General features: G+C 64.2%; 13 protein-coding genes. 6 read left to right on the top strand and 7 right to left on the bottom strand.

The genetic code is table 11. The features are described from left to right. The 6 genes from ACRDTB_RS03105 to ACRDTB_RS03080 all read right to left on the bottom strand — a co-directional run bounded on the left by ACRDTB_RS03105 (window position 1) and on the right by ACRDTB_RS03080 (window position 6,062). On the bottom strand, window positions 1-897 hold the full coding sequence (locus ACRDTB_RS03105; RefSeq protein ID WP_431428356.1) for an ABC transporter ATP-binding protein: 897 nt from the start codon (window positions 895-897) through the stop codon (window positions 1-3). Continuing rightward, window positions 894-1,739, bottom strand: a complete 846-nt coding sequence (locus ACRDTB_RS03100; RefSeq protein ID WP_431428355.1) for an ABC transporter substrate-binding protein — start codon at window positions 1,737-1,739, stop codon at window positions 894-896. Before ACRDTB_RS03100 ends, ACRDTB_RS03105 begins: the two co-directional genes overlap by 4 nt. A 483-nt stretch (window positions 1,740-2,222) precedes the next feature. Then, window positions 2,223-2,825 (bottom strand): class I SAM-dependent methyltransferase, encoded by a 603-nt coding sequence (locus ACRDTB_RS03095; protein WP_431428354.1) that lies wholly within the window; start codon window positions 2,823-2,825, stop codon window positions 2,223-2,225. 112 nt (window positions 2,826-2,937) lie between these two features. Continuing rightward, window positions 2,938-3,936 (bottom strand): extradiol ring-cleavage dioxygenase, encoded by a 999-nt coding sequence (locus ACRDTB_RS03090; RefSeq protein ID WP_431428353.1) that lies wholly within the window; start codon window positions 3,934-3,936, stop codon window positions 2,938-2,940. Window positions 3,937-4,037: 101 nt separating this feature from the next. Continuing rightward, complete coding sequence (locus tag ACRDTB_RS03085) at window positions 4,038-5,354, bottom strand: hypothetical protein (RefSeq protein ID WP_431428352.1); 1,317 nt, start codon at window positions 5,352-5,354, stop codon at window positions 4,038-4,040. Window positions 5,355-5,540: 186 nt separating this feature from the next. Continuing rightward, a complete protein-coding gene (locus ACRDTB_RS03080) occupies window positions 5,541-6,062 on the bottom strand; it encodes an oxidoreductase C-terminal domain-containing protein (protein ID WP_431428351.1) in 522 nt (173 codons plus the stop codon). 221 nt (window positions 6,063-6,283) lie between these two features. Here ACRDTB_RS03080 and ACRDTB_RS03075 point away from each other — a divergent pair, with 221 nt between their 5' ends. Together ACRDTB_RS03075 and ACRDTB_RS03070 are read left to right on the top strand one after the other, a co-directional pair. Next, on the top strand, window positions 6,284-7,411 hold the full coding sequence (locus tag ACRDTB_RS03075; RefSeq protein ID WP_431428350.1) for a zinc-dependent alcohol dehydrogenase: 1,128 nt from the start codon (window positions 6,284-6,286) through the stop codon (window positions 7,409-7,411). A 22-nt stretch (window positions 7,412-7,433) separates the two neighbouring features. Further along, complete coding sequence (locus ACRDTB_RS03070) at window positions 7,434-8,072, top strand: MarR family winged helix-turn-helix transcriptional regulator (protein ID WP_431428349.1); 639 nt, start codon at window positions 7,434-7,436, stop codon at window positions 8,070-8,072. Here ACRDTB_RS03070 and ACRDTB_RS03065 read toward each other — a convergent pair. Beyond that, a complete protein-coding gene (locus ACRDTB_RS03065; RefSeq protein WP_431428348.1) occupies window positions 8,069-8,536 on the bottom strand; it encodes an Lrp/AsnC family transcriptional regulator in 468 nt (155 codons plus the stop codon). The two genes, ACRDTB_RS03070 and ACRDTB_RS03065, sit on opposite strands and share 4 nt — an antisense overlap. Before the next feature lie 144 nt (window positions 8,537-8,680). Between ACRDTB_RS03065 and ACRDTB_RS03060 the strand changes: the two genes are divergently transcribed. From ACRDTB_RS03060 to ACRDTB_RS03045, 4 genes are all read left to right on the top strand, one after another. Next, window positions 8,681-12,046, top strand: a complete 3,366-nt coding sequence (locus ACRDTB_RS03060) for an indolepyruvate ferredoxin oxidoreductase family protein (RefSeq protein WP_431428347.1) — start codon at window positions 8,681-8,683, stop codon at window positions 12,044-12,046. Window positions 12,047-12,186: 140 nt separating this feature from the next. Further along, on the top strand, window positions 12,187-13,482 hold the full coding sequence (locus ACRDTB_RS03055; RefSeq protein WP_431428346.1) for an aromatic ring-hydroxylating oxygenase subunit alpha: 1,296 nt from the start codon (window positions 12,187-12,189) through the stop codon (window positions 13,480-13,482). Window positions 13,483-13,505: 23 nt separating this feature from the next. Further along, window positions 13,506-13,985 carry an aromatic-ring-hydroxylating dioxygenase subunit beta gene (locus ACRDTB_RS03050; RefSeq protein ID WP_431428345.1) on the top strand — a complete coding sequence of 160 codons (480 nt, stop codon included), beginning with the start codon at window positions 13,506-13,508 and terminating at the stop codon, window positions 13,983-13,985. A gap of 71 nt (window positions 13,986-14,056) precedes the next feature. Further along, on the top strand, window positions 14,057-14,908 hold the full coding sequence (locus ACRDTB_RS03045) for an alpha/beta fold hydrolase (protein WP_431428344.1): 852 nt from the start codon (window positions 14,057-14,059) through the stop codon (window positions 14,906-14,908). The last annotated feature ends 2 nt before the right edge of the window (window positions 14,909-14,910 follow it).

Here is a 14,910-nt window from a genome sequence, read left to right as displayed (position 1 = left end):
TCAGCTACGTCCTCGGCGTTTCTTTGGTCCCTTGGCGGCGACCTCTGACCGGGACTGGACGCGTTGGTTAGCCACCTCTTCCGCGATGAATCCCCACAATGTGTCGACGTACTTGTGGAACTCGGGCGTCCGTCGCATCTCCGGGTGGCGTGGGCGGTCGAGATCGATCGCGACCTTGGACCGGACCTGCGACGGTCTTGCGCTCAGGACCCAGACCTCGTCGGAGAGGTACACCGACTCCTGAATGTCATGGGTGATGAACATGACGGTCTTGCGGGTTTCTTCCCATATTCGCACGAGCTCTTGGCCGATGAAGGTGCGAGTCTGCTGGTCCAACGCTCCGAACGGCTCGTCCATCAGTAGCACGCGTGGATCGAGCAGCAAGGCCCGTGCGATGGCCACGCGCTGTTTCATGCCACCCGAGAGTTGGCTCGGACGATGATGTTCGAAGTCCTCGAGCCCCACGAGGCGGATGAGTTCACGGGCTCGTTCGCGGCGCTCCTTGCCCGGAATCCCCTGTACCTCGAGTCCGAAGGCGACGTTGTCGATCACCGTGCGCCAAGGAAGGGTCGAGTCCTCCTGGAACACGACGGCCAGATCGCGTCGTGGCCCCTCAACCGCTTCGCCGTCGATACGAATCGCGCCACTGGTGACCGGCTCCAAGCCGGCCACCATGTACAGCAGCGTGGTCTTTCCGCATCCACTCGGACCGATGACGGATACGAACCGTCCCTGTTCGATGTGGCCGGACACGTCGCCGATAGCCTGCACTCTGCCCGCGGCGGCTTCGAACGTCTTGCTGACGCCGTCGAGATACACGCCCTGTCGGTCACCGGGCGTGGGCGAACCTTGTGTGGACGTATCGCTCACGCGGCCGCCTGCCAACCGCTGGCTCATTCGGTGACACCTCCTGGAAGGTACCGATCGTCGATGAGCGCATCGAGGTCTACGTCCTTCTCCACGAACCCGCCCACCTTGGCCGCTTCCGCGACGCTCTCCAGGCCTTCGCGGTCGATGCTCAGGTTCAGGATGTCCCCGTGCTGGTGAAGCACCTCCGCCGCCACGTCTTCCGGGAGACCGGTGTGCTCGGCCCAGATGGCGGCCGCTTCATCGGGTGTGCTGTGCACGAACTCGACGGCCTCCTTGAGCGCCAAGAGAAGCCTTCGCGTCGCATCGGGGTGCTCGGCCAGGTGTTGCTCGGTCGCGATGACCTGGTTGTCGACCCATCGCGGAACCAGTTCGCTGTTGCTGTACACCACCGCGAGCTTGTTCTTCTGCGTCTCCGAGAACGGGAGCGCGGACCAGCCAACGTCGACGACTCCGCGTTCCACCGCCGTCGCGGAACCGGCTGCCTCGGCGACGTAGGTGATCTTGACGTCGCTGTTCGAGTCGAGGCCGGCGTCCTTGGTGATTCGTCGAGCGAAGTACGTCGCGATCGAGTCCGGGGACGGACAGGCGATGGTCTTGCCCCGGAGATCGTCGAAGGGGTTCGGTTGGTCCTGCTTGCCGAGCCAGTTCGTCGTCTGACCGTTGATCAGACCGCCGACGGCACGGAACATCGTGACTCCTCGCGACTGCGCCGCCATCGCGGCGATCGGCGCTGCGACCCCGATACCCGTGTTCGTCTGGATGACCTGAAGCGAGGAGGACCCGCCACCCGAGTTAATCAACTCGATCTCGAGATCGTGCTTGGCGAAGTACCCTTTGTCACTTGCCGAGTACAGGACCGGGCCGCCCATGCTGAAGTCCAGGTGGCTGACGGACAGCTTGCCGGTGTAGGGCTGGCCCTTGTCCGGTGCGTCAGCCGGGTCACCTGAGGGCGAAGAGTCGCCGCAACCAGCCAACCCACCGAGAGCAGCGGCCCCGCCGACGAATGCGACGCCACTACCAGCCAACCGAACGAACCGACGCCGAGAGATGTTCATAGTCACGGACGCTCCAAGATCCAGGGCCGAACATGGCATTCCTCGATGCCATGCCAAACGTGAATTCCCACCCCGACCTCCTTGTCGCGGTACTGTGCGGGGGAGTCCGCCGGATGCTTGTCCACATCCACCAAAGGAACGTTCTGAACCATAACTGTTTGCGTACTCGGTGCCAAGACCTACATCTGTGGCGAAGAAACGAGATTTCCAGCGCCTGAACGCATGAATGAACCGATCGACGCCTCGACCGATGGTTTGGGCGACGACCCAGCAAGTGTTACGTCGTCTTCGCTATTCCTACCCGAACTCACCTCCGCCGTTGATGGGCCGGCGCGCCATGAACAAGCACATCCCGAATGCCCGCCACGGCATGTCGACGTCGTCGAGGCCGGCAGCCCGAAGAGCTTCGAAGTGCTCGGGAACCGTTGCGAACCGATACCTGTGCTCATGGCTGGGCTGTGAGCGTGCTTCCGGAACCATGTCCATGTAGGTGTCGAGAAGCCGCTCGCTCCAAGGCTTCGCCAGGCCGACGTGGTCGAGGTTGATGAGCCATCCGGGATCCGAGAGGCGGTCCGCGGCTTCGGTATAGAACCGGCGGACCTGACTGACTGGTAGATGGTGCAGGGCTCGTGATGTGACGATGACATCGACGTTCGACGGAAGTCCCGAGGTGTTCTCGAACCCGGCCAGTGTGAATGAGACGCGATCGCCGTATCGAGCCAGCCGCTCCTTGGCGAGTGTCATCATGGGCTCGGATATGTCATACCAGATCCCTCGTGTGGTGTTGAACCGTGCGAGGAATGCCGAGAGGAAGCTCCCCGGCCCGCCGCCCACGTCGACGACCAGACCGGGTTCGCCGAGTTCCTTCTCGACGATGTTGAGGGCGATCTGCCTTGGCAACTCCAGAATGCTTTCGCGCGTGTCCGAGCGTGCCCAACGGGTAACGGTTGTCAGGTCATTCCAGTCGCTATCGCTCTCGTTGTGTCCTCGCGTCATCGTTGACAGCATCTTCCTACTTGTACACGGCGAAGCACTTGTTGGAGTTGAACACGTCGGTGGTACGGAAGGTCGACCACTCCCGCTCGAGGCCGAGTTCTTGAACCGCGCCAAGCATGCAGAACCAGTTGAGCATCTCGTGCTGCCCCGCCTCGACCACCTCCTTGATGGTCACGGAGGCCAAGGTCTCGTAGTCGTCGACGAGCAGGGCTTCGTACAGGCGCTGGTCTGCTTCGGTGTCCGGCCACAGATGCCAGTCCTTGTCGTTGAGAAAGGCGTGTGACCAGCTGGACGACGCGACCAGCGCGACCCGCTTGTCCGAGCTTCGGAGTGCCGCCGCAGTCGCTTTGCCGAGGGCGACGCACCGTGCCGGTGACGGGCCGACGGGGTCGAGCTCCTCGTCCTTGATCTCGGCGAACCGGGCGAGACCACCGCGGCGAGCGATCGCGTGCTGGCCATAGCAGTTCACCGTGATCGGCAGAATCTTGTACGGGAACGCTCGTCCGGCGTTGTCGTAGTCGAGGAAGAGCTGGGTGTTTGCGATCGCGTGGGGAAATCGCGAGTCCTCGCGCTTCTCATAGGAGTACGCGACGTCGAAACCACGCCTGAGCAGATCGTCGGCGAGCGCGCGCGATGACCTCGGGTCGCCGTGCAGTGTGATCGTCATGTCGTCCGGGAGTCCCCACGCGTTCGGATTTCCGAACTCGTTCATGTGGTGGAAGGGGTGTATGTCCAGGTCCGGATAGACCAGGACGCAGAACGACGGGACGATCTCCTCACGGAAGTTCTCGTATTGATCGTCACCCCAGATCACAACAAGGTCCGGATCGAAGGCATCGAGGGCCTGACGGCATCTGCGCAGGTCCTCGCACAGGACGCGGCGGTGCTCCGCGGCGGCGGCGGTCCCATGGTCGGCGGCCCACTCCTCGCGCATTGCCACCGGCCAGTTGGCTGGGTCCTTCAGGTCGCTTGGAATGTCTGGGTCACGTAACGTCCACGCGAGAAGGTCGGCCATGTGGTCGTCTCTCCCGGCGAGGAGGGGAAAGTGCGTCATTCCGATAGCGAGAAATTCCGCCACTGGGTCTCCTTCGTCGCGCTGGAGGGCACGTTTCTACGTCAGGCGTAGATGTACGCCGCGGGGTCAGCGGCATACTTCTTGTAGCTGCCAGGCATCGATATTCCGGGAATGGGAGCCTCCCAAGGGGCGGACAGGACCTCCTTCGGATCGCCGTACCGCGCGGCTGTCTCGACCACCTCAGGGTCATCGAGGGCCGTCAGGTGGCCGTTCTCGATGACGGTGAGCGTTTCCCCATCTACGGTCGTGATCGTGAGTGTCGGGAAGAGCAGATGTACGTGGAGATGGCCGTAGGGCACCTTCTTCTCCGCGGCCCACTTCTCCTCGTCACCGCCCCAGGCGCTACCCAGTCCGAGGTGGATCACTCCGGAACGCCGCCGTTCCCACTCGAAGCCGCCGGAGCTGAGGTGGCTGATGTTCGCCGGGCGCTGGATCTTGGGATGGGTACCGATCGCCACTTCCCAGAGGTAGAACAGCCCTGGCTCGGGGAAGCAGGGATACTTGATGCCGCTGGTCTCGTCGAGGAGCTCGCGCCAGGCGTCGCCGTAGCCACCACCCCCGTGAACGGCGACCACCCGACCGTTGATCAGCTCGAGGTGAACGCGCGGGAACGCTCGTGAGAAGTGGTTCGTCGTCCCGGCGATGACTCCCGTCGCGTCTTCTTCCGGAAGGATCGGAGTGGGCCCGTGGCCCATGAGATGGCCCCAGAACGGCGTTTCGGAGTAGGCCCGAGCCGAGACACCGTCGCCGGTCCGTCGATACCCGGTCCAGAGCGTGTACTCGATGTCGGTGCCCTCTGGATCGGTCAACTTGACCCGGCCGCCCGCTCCCTTGTTCCAGAACTTGTCCCAGGTCTTGATATTGACAAGGCGGTGCACGTCGCGTGGGAAGTAGTTTCCGACATCGCCGAACTGGTCTGGCTGTTGCCACGGCACCGCCTCGTAGCGGTGATCTGTGACGGGTATGCCGCCGCCCTTCTTGTGGATGAGCAGGTCGTAGCCGCCCTCCGCCGCTCGGCGTTCGATCCACGGGATGGCGTCCCACCGGCGCGGGTTGATCTCGATGGAGCCGCGGCGGATGAGGACGTCGATCTCGTCCGTCTCATTGAAGACGCGATCAGGGCCGATGTCGGAGATCACGACGTCCACCCGTGCGCCTCGCTCACGCAGCGGTTCGACCAGGCCGCTAATGACCGCCGGGTGGTAGTGGTTGTCCACTCCGACCAGAATGCGATCGCCTGGCTTGACCTCTCCGTAGCCGATGAAGCCAACCCCGGTTCGTCGTATTCCAGGCTGTTCGGAGAGGAACGCTCCGATCTGGTGCTCCAGAGACTCTTGTTGGCTGTGTTCCTCGCACACCGGCTTCCTCCTCGCGTGGCCGCAGCGGACTCACGTGATCCGGAACTACTGGCCCATGTGGACGTTCGATGATTTCCTCGCACTGGACTGGTCACCGTTGTGTCCGGTTGACACGCAAGCCCGCCGATGCGTACCCCGGGACGTCCGGGTGCCGTGACACGCGGTTGCGTACTCCGCACAAGAAGGTTATGAGATGTAAGCAGATTTCGCAAGGGGGTGGCAGCCCGCCAGCGAGGTGGCCGCGTCCAGTCCACGCGGGACTTCCGCGTGCATCGGCGCGTGGTGGGCCGGACTGTTCGCCAATGCGGCACCCGTGCCGCGTCCGCGGTGGCGGTACTCGATGACGAATCGGGATCCGTTCACGTCACCGTCGAGCACCCGTGCCTCGTCGGAGCAACGTGGTATTCCGAGTATCTGCAAGCGCAGTGAGTACTGATCGGACCACCGCGTTGTCCCAATGCTCGAGGCGAAGGGTCCGACTGTAGCCGTGTCCAGGAGCAAGACCTCCTTGCCGGGCGTGCGACACGTCGCGGCTACCTCTGTACCGATGAAGCCCGCGCCCACGACCGCCACCCGGCGAGCGTCGACGAGCCCGGCGCGGAGTCTGTCGACAAGGTGCGCGTCTCGAAGTACGTCACCTGGTGTCCGAGTAGTACCTCGGCGGCCGGCGGCCTCGACACACGCGGCGTCGTCTGCTCGCGTCTTCATCGTCCAGCGAGGTATTGCCTCGACAGCGCGGCCGGCCGGCGGCAACGGCGAGCTCCAGGCCGATCACCGCCGGCCGGCCGCGTGGTCGAGGGCCGGGCGAGCTCATCGGGCCATCGCGTGGCGAACGTTCCCGAACATAATCGTTCCCGAACATAATCATCGGCCGGTCTCGGCGCAAGCTTATGAGTTATAATAGGTTGACAGCTGTCCCTGTCCACGGCGTGGCCCAGCTCCTGACCGGGGGTACCGACAACGTGTCAACTGCTCGTGCGGCGGTGCTGACGGCTCCGCGGACCTTCGACATCCAAGACCTCGAGATTCCGGCTCCCGGCGCGGATGCGGGCCTGATGCGTATCGAGGCGTGCGGCATCTGTGCGGCCGACGTCCCTGTGTGGCGGGGTGAGACATCGTTCGAGCTTCCTGTCGTACTCGGGCATGAGATCGTCGGTCGGGCGGAGCAAGTGGGACCCGATGCGGCTCGCAGGTGGCAGATCGACAACGGTGATCGGATCATCGTCGAGCGATGGATTCCATGCGGGCACTGCACGAACTGCCTAGCCGGCAACTATCGGCTCTGTGTGCGGGAGATCGATGGTCACCGACTGTTCTACGGCGGGGCGCCGACGATGTTGGCTCCCTCGCTGTACGGCGGATATGCCGAGTACCTGTACCTCCATCCGAACTCCGTGGTCTACAAGGTGTCGCCCGATGTGCCGGCGTCCGTGGTGCCCCTGTTCACACCGCTCGGCAACGCCATCTCCTGGATTCAGAAGGTCGGTGGCGCGGGGATGGGCGACACGATCGTCATTCAGGGTCCCGGCCAGGAGGGGCTTGCCGCAGTCGTCGTCGCCAAGGCGTCAGGTGCCGCCCAGATCATTGTCACCGGTCTGGCGCAGGACGCGGCCAGACTGGAGATGGCGAAGGAGTTGGGCGCCACCGCTGTGATCAACGTCGAGGAGGCAGACCAGGTCGACGTCGTGCGGCGGCTCACTAGGGGCGAAATGGCGAACGTCGTCCTCGAGTTGACCAGTAGCCCGGACCTGCGGCCCCTTGAGGCCGCGATGGAGATGGCGGGAACCGGTGCCACGATCGTACTACCGTCGCTCCACGCGGAGCGCGGTCTGCGGTTCGACAGCGAGCGGTTCGCCAACAAGATGCTGACTCTGCGGGGCGCATGGGGCCGCGACAGGTCCTCAGTCTTCGCGGCGATCGCGATGATCGAGTCGGGTCGTTTTGGGCTCGATCGGTTGTCGACGCACCACTTCGGGCTGGACGAAATCGACTTGGCATTACGTACGGTCGCTCGTGAAGCAAACCCCGACGCGCTGCATGCGTCGATCGTCTTCTGACGTACCAACAGGAGAGCCGCCAGTGAGCAACCCGACTCTGCCCCGAAAGTCAACGCATCGTCCGGAAGATCCCGGGCGCGATATCGTCAGTTCGGACGTGTTCGACCACTTGCGTAATGACGAGGTGCGACGGCAGGTTGCCCGCGCCCGCAACGAGTACGGTGAGGAGTTCGACGCAGCGCCTCTGACAATGATTCTGCTTCTGCACAGGGTCGCCTCGGCACTCCGGAGCGCCGAGTCCTACGAGCTGGAGTCCATCGGCCTCACGCAGACGGGGTTCAACATCTTGATGGTGCTGCATCGCGCACCGGCCCCGCTGACGATGAGTCAGCTCTCGGTGGCGGTCTCGGTCAAACCACCGAACCTGTCCGCCGTCGTTCGTGAGCTCGTCTCGGACGGGCTCGTTCGCAGGAATGGCAACTCGCGCGACAAGCGCTCACTGATGGTCGAGATCGCACCCGAGGGGCGGCGTCTCCTGAAGCCGTTCCTGCCGGGTCATTTCGACTTCCTGGACTGCCTTTTCGAAGATGTCGACGCGACGGCTCGGACAGACCTCATCCTGATTCTGGATCGAGTTCTCGCGTCGCTCTCGGATGACAGTGGACTTCGAGGAGTCCCGCAGAGGATCATTCGCGCGGCGTCACACGCGCGCGGCGACTAGGGCCGGTCCTGCCGCGCCTGCTGGGTGCGGAACCAGGAGTCGAGCACTATCATGGTCTTGCTGCTCGTGACGCGCCGGCTGCGCCGTATCTCGTCGATCGTGCGCTGAAGATGGACCATGTCCCGCACGCGCAGCCACACCAACGCGTCCGCGTCGCCGGCGATGGTGAACACCGCCTGAGTCTCGGGCATCCTCAATGCGGTCGCCACGATGTCGTGGACGTTGGTCGTGCCCAGGAAGCGTAGTTCAGTGAAGGCCTGGACGCCCCAGCCGAGCTTGGCGTAGTCGATCTGCACGGTGAATCCGGTGATGACACCCGATCCCCGCATCCGGTCGATCCGGCGTTTGACAGCCGCCACGGACAGAGTGACACGCTCCGCTATGTCGGACAGCGTTCTGCGCGCGTCCTCATGGAGCAATGCCAAGATCTCGTGATCGGTTGGATCGAGAAGATCGTCAGCCATGGACTGTCATGATAACGCAAAAGATCTGATGCATAAGTACTCTCTTGGGTCCCACATTTGCGTCCCCCGCAGGATTCGGCCGCCTTGAGTTGCGCGTCGTGGTGATCATTCGATGTGCTCGTCATCGATGAGAGGAGCTCGGTGATGGACGCGTTCGGCCTCGAGGATCGGTATCTGCGCGAGGACGGCGAGGTCTATCTCACCGGTATCCAGGCGTTGGTACGGGTCCTCTTCGACCGACTCCGGCACGATCGTCGCATGGGGATGGCCACATCCGTGTTCGCCTCTGGGTACGAGGGATCCCCGCTGGGCGGGTTCGATCTGGAACTGACCCGGAGGCGTGGCCTGCTGGGCATAGACCACGTGGTACACCAACCCGGCTTGAACGAGGAGCTGGCAGCCGCGTCGGTGATGGGAAGTCAGCTGGCGGCTCGCGTCGGTCTGCGAACCGATGGTGTGACCGGGTTCTGGTACGGCAAGTCCCCAGGGCTGGATCGGGCGAGCGACGCCATGCGTCACGCGAACCTCGCCGGTACCGATCCGCGTGGTGGTGCTGTGGCCTTCGTCGGAGACGATCCGAACGCGAAGTCGTCGAGCGTGCCATCGGCGTCGGAGCTCGCGCTGGCCGATCTGGCTATCCCGGTGCTGTTCCCGGCGGACTCACAGGACATCATCGACCTGGGCCGGCATGCCGTTGAGTTGTCACGCGTGAGCGGATTGTGGTCGGCGCTGAAGGTCGTCGCCAACGTCGCCGACGCGGCCGGCACGGTGGTGGTCCGCGGTGAATGGACTGCGCCGGCCCTGGCGGAGGGCGCCTACCGGCACCAGCCCGACGCTCGGCTGTTGGGTGGGAACCTCGCTCGCATGGAGCGGAGCCTGCACCGGGTTCGGCTTCCACTGGCCCTGGAGTACATCCGGGCGAGCGGGCTCAACCAGTTCGTGAGCCGCGGCGGCCACGACCGACTTGGCATCGTGACGGCGGGCAAGTCCTATCTGGATGTTCGGCAGGCGTTGCGGACCATCGGACTGACGGACAGTGACCTGACCCAGTTCGGCATCCGGCTGTTGAAGCTCGGGGCGATTCACCCCCTGGAGCCGGGAATCGTGCGGGAGCTCGCCGACGGACTGGACGAGATCGTTGTGGTCGAGGAGAAGCGCGCGTTCCTCGAACCCGCCGTGAAGGCGATCCTCTACGGGCGCCGCGACGCACCGGCGGTCTGGGGCAAGGAGCTGTTCAGCGAGCTCGGGGAGTTGGATCCAGACATGATCGCCCAAGGGTTGCGCAAGCGGTTGGGCCGCTACCTGGAACTCGCGCCGGTCCGGTCCCGGGAACGCGAGCGGATAGACCTCCCACTGCTGGTCCGCACGCCCTACTTCTGTTCGGGCTGCCCGCACAACTCGTCGACCAAGGTCCCGGACGGGGCGATCGTGGGTGCCGGTATCGGATGCCACACGTTGGCGCTGTTCATGGCGCCCGAGTCCGTGGGGGACGTCGTGGGCCTCACCCAGATGGGCGGCGAGGGGGCCCAATGGCTTGGGATGGCGCCGTTCGTCGAACCGCGTCATTTCGTGCAGAACATCGGCGACGGGACATTTGCCCACTCCGGCAGCCTTGCCGTCCGTGCGGCGGTCGCGGCCGGTGCGAACATCACCTACAAGCTGCTGTACAACTCCGCTGTCGCGATGACCGGCGGACAGGATCCGATCGGTGCCATGCCGGTGCACAAGCTGGCCCAGCTGTTGTTGCTGGAAGGGGCGGCGCGGGTGGTGATCACCAGCGATGCGCCCGGCCAGATTGAACGTGTCAAAGGAGTCGAGGTCCGCCACCGTGACGAGCTGCTGCGCACCCAGGCCGAGCTGGCCGCGGTCCCTGGGGTCACCGTGCTCATCCACGAGCAGGAGTGTGCCGCGGAGAAGCGCCGCAAGCGGCGCCGCGGCAAGGAGTCCGCACCGGCCGCCAAGGTGTTCATCAACGAACGGGTCTGCGAAGGCTGCGGTGACTGTGGTGTCAAGTCGAACTGCCTTTCCGTTCAGCCGGTCGAGACCGAGTTCGGACGCAAGACGGCGATCAACCAGTCCTCATGCAACCTGGACTATTCCTGCCTCGACGGTGACTGCCCGTCGTTCCTGACGATTGTCCCCAGCGGGCGGCGGCAGCATCGTGTACTCGACGCGCTCCCGGCGGACGCCTTCCCGAACCCGGTACCTTCGGGGCCCGACTTCACCGTCCGAATCACCGGGATCGGCGGTACTGGCGTGGTCACGGTGTCGCAGGTTCTGGCGACCGCGGCGTTCCTGGACGGGTGGCAGGTGCGGACGCTGGACCAGATCGGTCTTGCTCAGAAGGGCGGGGCGGTGGTGTCCGACGTCAAGGTCACCGCCAAACCGGTCGAGCAGGCGCCGAAGCTCACCACTGGTGAATGCGACCTCTACCTTGCGTGTGACGTTCTGGTCGGTGCCGATCAGACGCATCTGCGCGCCGCCGATCCTGGCCGCACCACCGCCGTCGTGTCCACAACAGAGGTGCCCACGGGACAGATGATCGTCGATCCCAGCGTGTCGTTCCCCAGCCAGGCAAGCATCCGGTCGCAGTTGGACGCGGCGACCGCGCGCACGTACTACCTGGACGCGCGAGGTCTCGCACAGGCACTGTTCGACGACGAGCAGTTCGCCAACATCCTCCAGTTGGGTGCCGCGTACCAAACCGGCACCATCGCCGTCACCGCCGCGAGCATCGAGCGAGCCATCGAGGTCAACGGCGCCGCGGTAGCCGACAACATCCAGGCGTTTCGCCGTGGCCGCCAGGCCATCGCGGACCCCGGGAGCTTGGCGCGCCAGCTCCGCCCCTCGGCGCTGCCGTCGACGCTTCCCGAGGCGCCGGCGATCCGGTCCGTGGTCGCGGCCGAACCCGACACGGAACTCGCTCGCCTGCTCGACATCCGCATCCCCGACCTGGTCGCGTACCAGAGCGAGGCCTACGCCGCCGAGTATGCCCACTTCGTCGAGCGCGTGCGACGCCGAGCACCCGAGCTCGCCGAGGCGGTCGCAAAGAACCTGTACAAGCTCGTGGCCTACAAGGACGAGTACGAAGTCGCACGGCTGTGCCTGGATCCACGGCTGCGGACCGAGGTAGCGGAGCGGTTCGGCGCCGGCTCGCGCATGTCGTACCACCTGCGTCCGCCGATCCTGTGTGCCCTCGGCATGCGCGGCAAGATCACCCTTGGCCCGTGGTTCCGTGTCGTGTTGCGCATGTTGCGGACACTTCGCAGGCTTCGCGGCACGCCACTCGACCCCTTCGGCTACACCCACATCCGCCGTACGGAACGCGCGTTGATCTCCGAGTACCGCGATGCGATCGAGCACGCGCTCGACATCGCTCCGGGGCACCCGCTCATCCAGGAGTTGGCCGAACTGCCCGACCTGGTACGCGGCTACGAACGCATCAAGCTGACCAACGTGATCAAGTATCGCGAGCAGCAGGCGGAGATCATCGCTGCCCTCGACTCCTGACGGCGACCGCCCATATGCGACGAACGGTGCCGCACGGCGGAGATTCGGGTGGGCGCTTGGCAACCTGTCCGGAAACAGTTATGTTGTACAACAAGCCTTGCTGAACGGCCTGATCAGGGCTGAGTGACGGAGGACGCGCGATGTCGATCGATTACCGCGACTACGTGAAGGAGGACAGGGTTCACTCCCGGATCTTCACCGATCCAGCGGTCTTCGAGGACGAGCTGCGAAACATCTTCTACCGCACGTGGGTCTTCCTGGGACACGAGGACGAGGTCGCGCACCCCGGCGACTACAAGCTGAAATGGATGGGGCGCCAGTCCGTCATCATGAGTCGCGACGAAGACGGTGTGGTGCATGCGCTGATGAACCGGTGCCGCCACAGGGGCAACGCCGTCTGTGCCGCCGAGCAGGGAAATGCCTCCTTCTTCCGCTGCCAGTACCACGGATGGACGTATCGGAATTCCGGTGAGCTGGTGGGGGTGACCTTCCCAGACGGATTCGGGGGCGACTTCGACAAGTCGAAGCTCGGGCTTTCGCCGGTACCGAGACTGGCGATCTACCAAGGACTGGTCTTCGGCAGCTTGTCTCCGGAAGGTCCGAGTCTCCAGGAGCATCTCGGTCTCGCACGCGATGTCATCGATCTTGCCGTACAAGGTTCGCCCACGGGGAAGCTGCGGCTGAGCAGTGGTGTTCACAAGACCGTCTTCAAGGGCAACTGGAAGTACGTGGGCATGGACGGGTACCACGTGAACTTCACACACGCGAGCATCAAGCGACTCAACCGTCGCAAGGAGGCATCCAAGCGAGAGGTGGTCGCCTCGGACAACGACTTCTCCGGCAGCTCCGAGAACCGGACTGTCGACCTCGGCAACGGACACGTACGTCTCGACACGACGATCAACCTCGCGATCGGCTACGACCAGGCCATCGCACCCGCATTGCAGACGCCAGGCGGACAGGAGTGGATCCGTGCCCTGGAGGCCGCGTACGGACCGGATAGAGTTCGGCAGATCGTCGTGGTGGCGAACGACCCGCACATCGGAATATTCCCCAATCTTCAGCTGATCAACTCACAGATCAGGGTGATACGCCCGCTCGCCCCGGATCTCACCGAGGTGTACATCTACCCCACGAGCCTCGACGGTGCGCCCGACGAGATCAACGAGACCCGGCTCCGCAAGCACGAATGGTTCTACGGGCCGGCTGGGTTCGGGCAGCCGGACGACAGCGAGATCTTCGAACGAAACCAGCTCGGCCTGCAGGCGGAGGTCGACCCGTGGATCTTGCTAGCGCGGGGCCTGCATCGGGAGAAGCACCTGTCGGACGGAAGCGTGGTGGGCCACATCAGTGATGAGCTCACGCAGCGGGCTCAGATGAGAGCCTGGTTGAACGCGATGACGGCGGTCACGGAGACGCCTGCCGGCAGCAGCTAGGATCACGAGCTTCGAGGAGCTACATGTCATATCCCGCCGACGACGCCGAGATCCTGAAGTTCATCTACCGGGAGGCAAGGCTGATCGACGAGGGCCGCCTGAAGGAATGGCATGCCCTCTGGACGGACGACCCCCTGTACCTTGTTCCCTGCAACGACGCCAACGTCGACACGGCCAAGCAAGTATCGATCATCTTCGACGACGGTAGGCGGCTCGAGGAGCGGATCTTCCGTCTGACGAACGCCGACGCACATTCGCAGGAACCCCGCTCGAGGGTGACTCATCTGGTGACTGGCGTCGAGGTGTACCGCGACGATCCCGGTGAGGTTCGTGTCCATGCCGCGCTGATCATCGTCGAGGTACGCAAGGGCGAGCAGGAGATCTACGCGGGGCGGGCCGACTATCGGCTGGCCGTGCTGGACGGCGAGATCAAGCTGGCGGAGAAGCGAGTCTTCCTGACGCGCAACGACTCTCCGCTGGGGAATCTGACGTTCATCATCTAGCGTGGCTGGGACGCCATCGTGATGTGCCTCGTGCAAGCGCTCTGCATCGACGAAGGGGACCAGGTGGCGGCATGATCGACGAACGCGAAGGTAGTCGATACGTCGAGGTCGACGGACTCAAGCTGCACCTGCATGACATCGGGGATGGACCGGCCTTGGTGCTGCTGCACGGCGGTGGCCCCGGTGCCTCGGGTTGGAGCAACTTCAAGCAGAACGTGCCGGCCCTGTCCAAGCACTTCCGGGTGCTCGTCATCGACCTGCTGGGGTACGGTCACAGCGACAAGCCGGAGTTCAACGAGCCCTACTACACGATGAGCGCGCGGGCGCTCCGGGGTGTGCTGTCCGCTCTCTGGATCGAGAAGGCGCATTTCATCGGAAACTCACTTGGCGGTGGAACCGCGATACGGCTGGCGCTTGACTATCCGGAGTGCGTGGGAAAGCTCATCCTGATGGGGCCGGGTGGTGCCTCTCCCAGCCTGTTCACGCCCGAGCCGACAGAGGGTCTCAAGCACCTGATCCACTTCTACGACGATCCCGGGCCGAGCCGCGACAAGATGCGGAATATCGTGAGCACAATGGTCTTCGACGACTCGTTCGTCACCGACGAGCTGATCCGGGAACGGTACGACGCGGCCCTCGCCCCGGGAGCGCGCGAGGGAACGCTACGGGCCCTCACCTCCATCGCGTCCAAATCGGATCCTGACGATGTTCAACTGTGGCGGCACTTCGGCCGGTTGGACAAGCCCGTGCTGCTCATCTGGGGCCGTGACGACCGAACGATCCCGCTCGACGGTGCCTTCCTCGGTCTGCGCCAGATGCCCGATGCGCGCTTGTACGTGATACCCAAGTGCGGTCACTGGGCCCAGTTGGAGCACAGAGACACCTTCGACCGGCTGGCGATCGACTTCCTCACGCAGGCCTGAGC

It is taken from the genome of Actinophytocola sp. (assembly GCF_050699935.1).
In the GTDB taxonomy this organism is placed as follows: Bacteria; Actinomycetota; Actinomycetes; order Mycobacteriales; family Pseudonocardiaceae; genus Actinophytocola.
The sequence above is the reverse complement of the archived record's forward strand: the minus strand, read 5'-3'. Positions and strand labels throughout refer to the sequence as shown.

Coding starts and splice junctions, on each gene's coding strand:
- ACRDTB_RS03055 (WP_431428346.1), top strand. CDS start 12,187: ATGTCGATCGATTACCGCGACTACGTGAAGGAGGACAGGGTTCACTCC.
- ACRDTB_RS03090 (WP_431428353.1), bottom strand. CDS start 3,936: ATGGCCGACCTTCTCGCGTGGACGTTACGTGACCCAGACATTCCAAGC.
- ACRDTB_RS03060 (WP_431428347.1), top strand. CDS start 8,681: ATGGACGCGTTCGGCCTCGAGGATCGGTATCTGCGCGAGGACGGCGAG.
- ACRDTB_RS03080 (WP_431428351.1), bottom strand. CDS start 6,062: ATGAAGACGCGAGCAGACGACGCCGCGTGTGTCGAGGCCGCCGGCCGC.
- ACRDTB_RS03045 (WP_431428344.1), top strand. CDS start 14,057: ATGATCGACGAACGCGAAGGTAGTCGATACGTCGAGGTCGACGGACTC.
- ACRDTB_RS03065 (WP_431428348.1), bottom strand. CDS start 8,536: ATGGCTGACGATCTTCTCGATCCAACCGATCACGAGATCTTGGCATTG.
- ACRDTB_RS03100 (WP_431428355.1), bottom strand. CDS start 1,739: ATGGGCGGCCCGGTCCTGTACTCGGCAAGTGACAAAGGGTACTTCGCC.
- ACRDTB_RS03050 (WP_431428345.1), top strand. CDS start 13,506: ATGTCATATCCCGCCGACGACGCCGAGATCCTGAAGTTCATCTACCGG.
- ACRDTB_RS03105 (WP_431428356.1), bottom strand. CDS start 897: ATGAGCCAGCGGTTGGCAGGCGGCCGCGTGAGCGATACGTCCACACAA.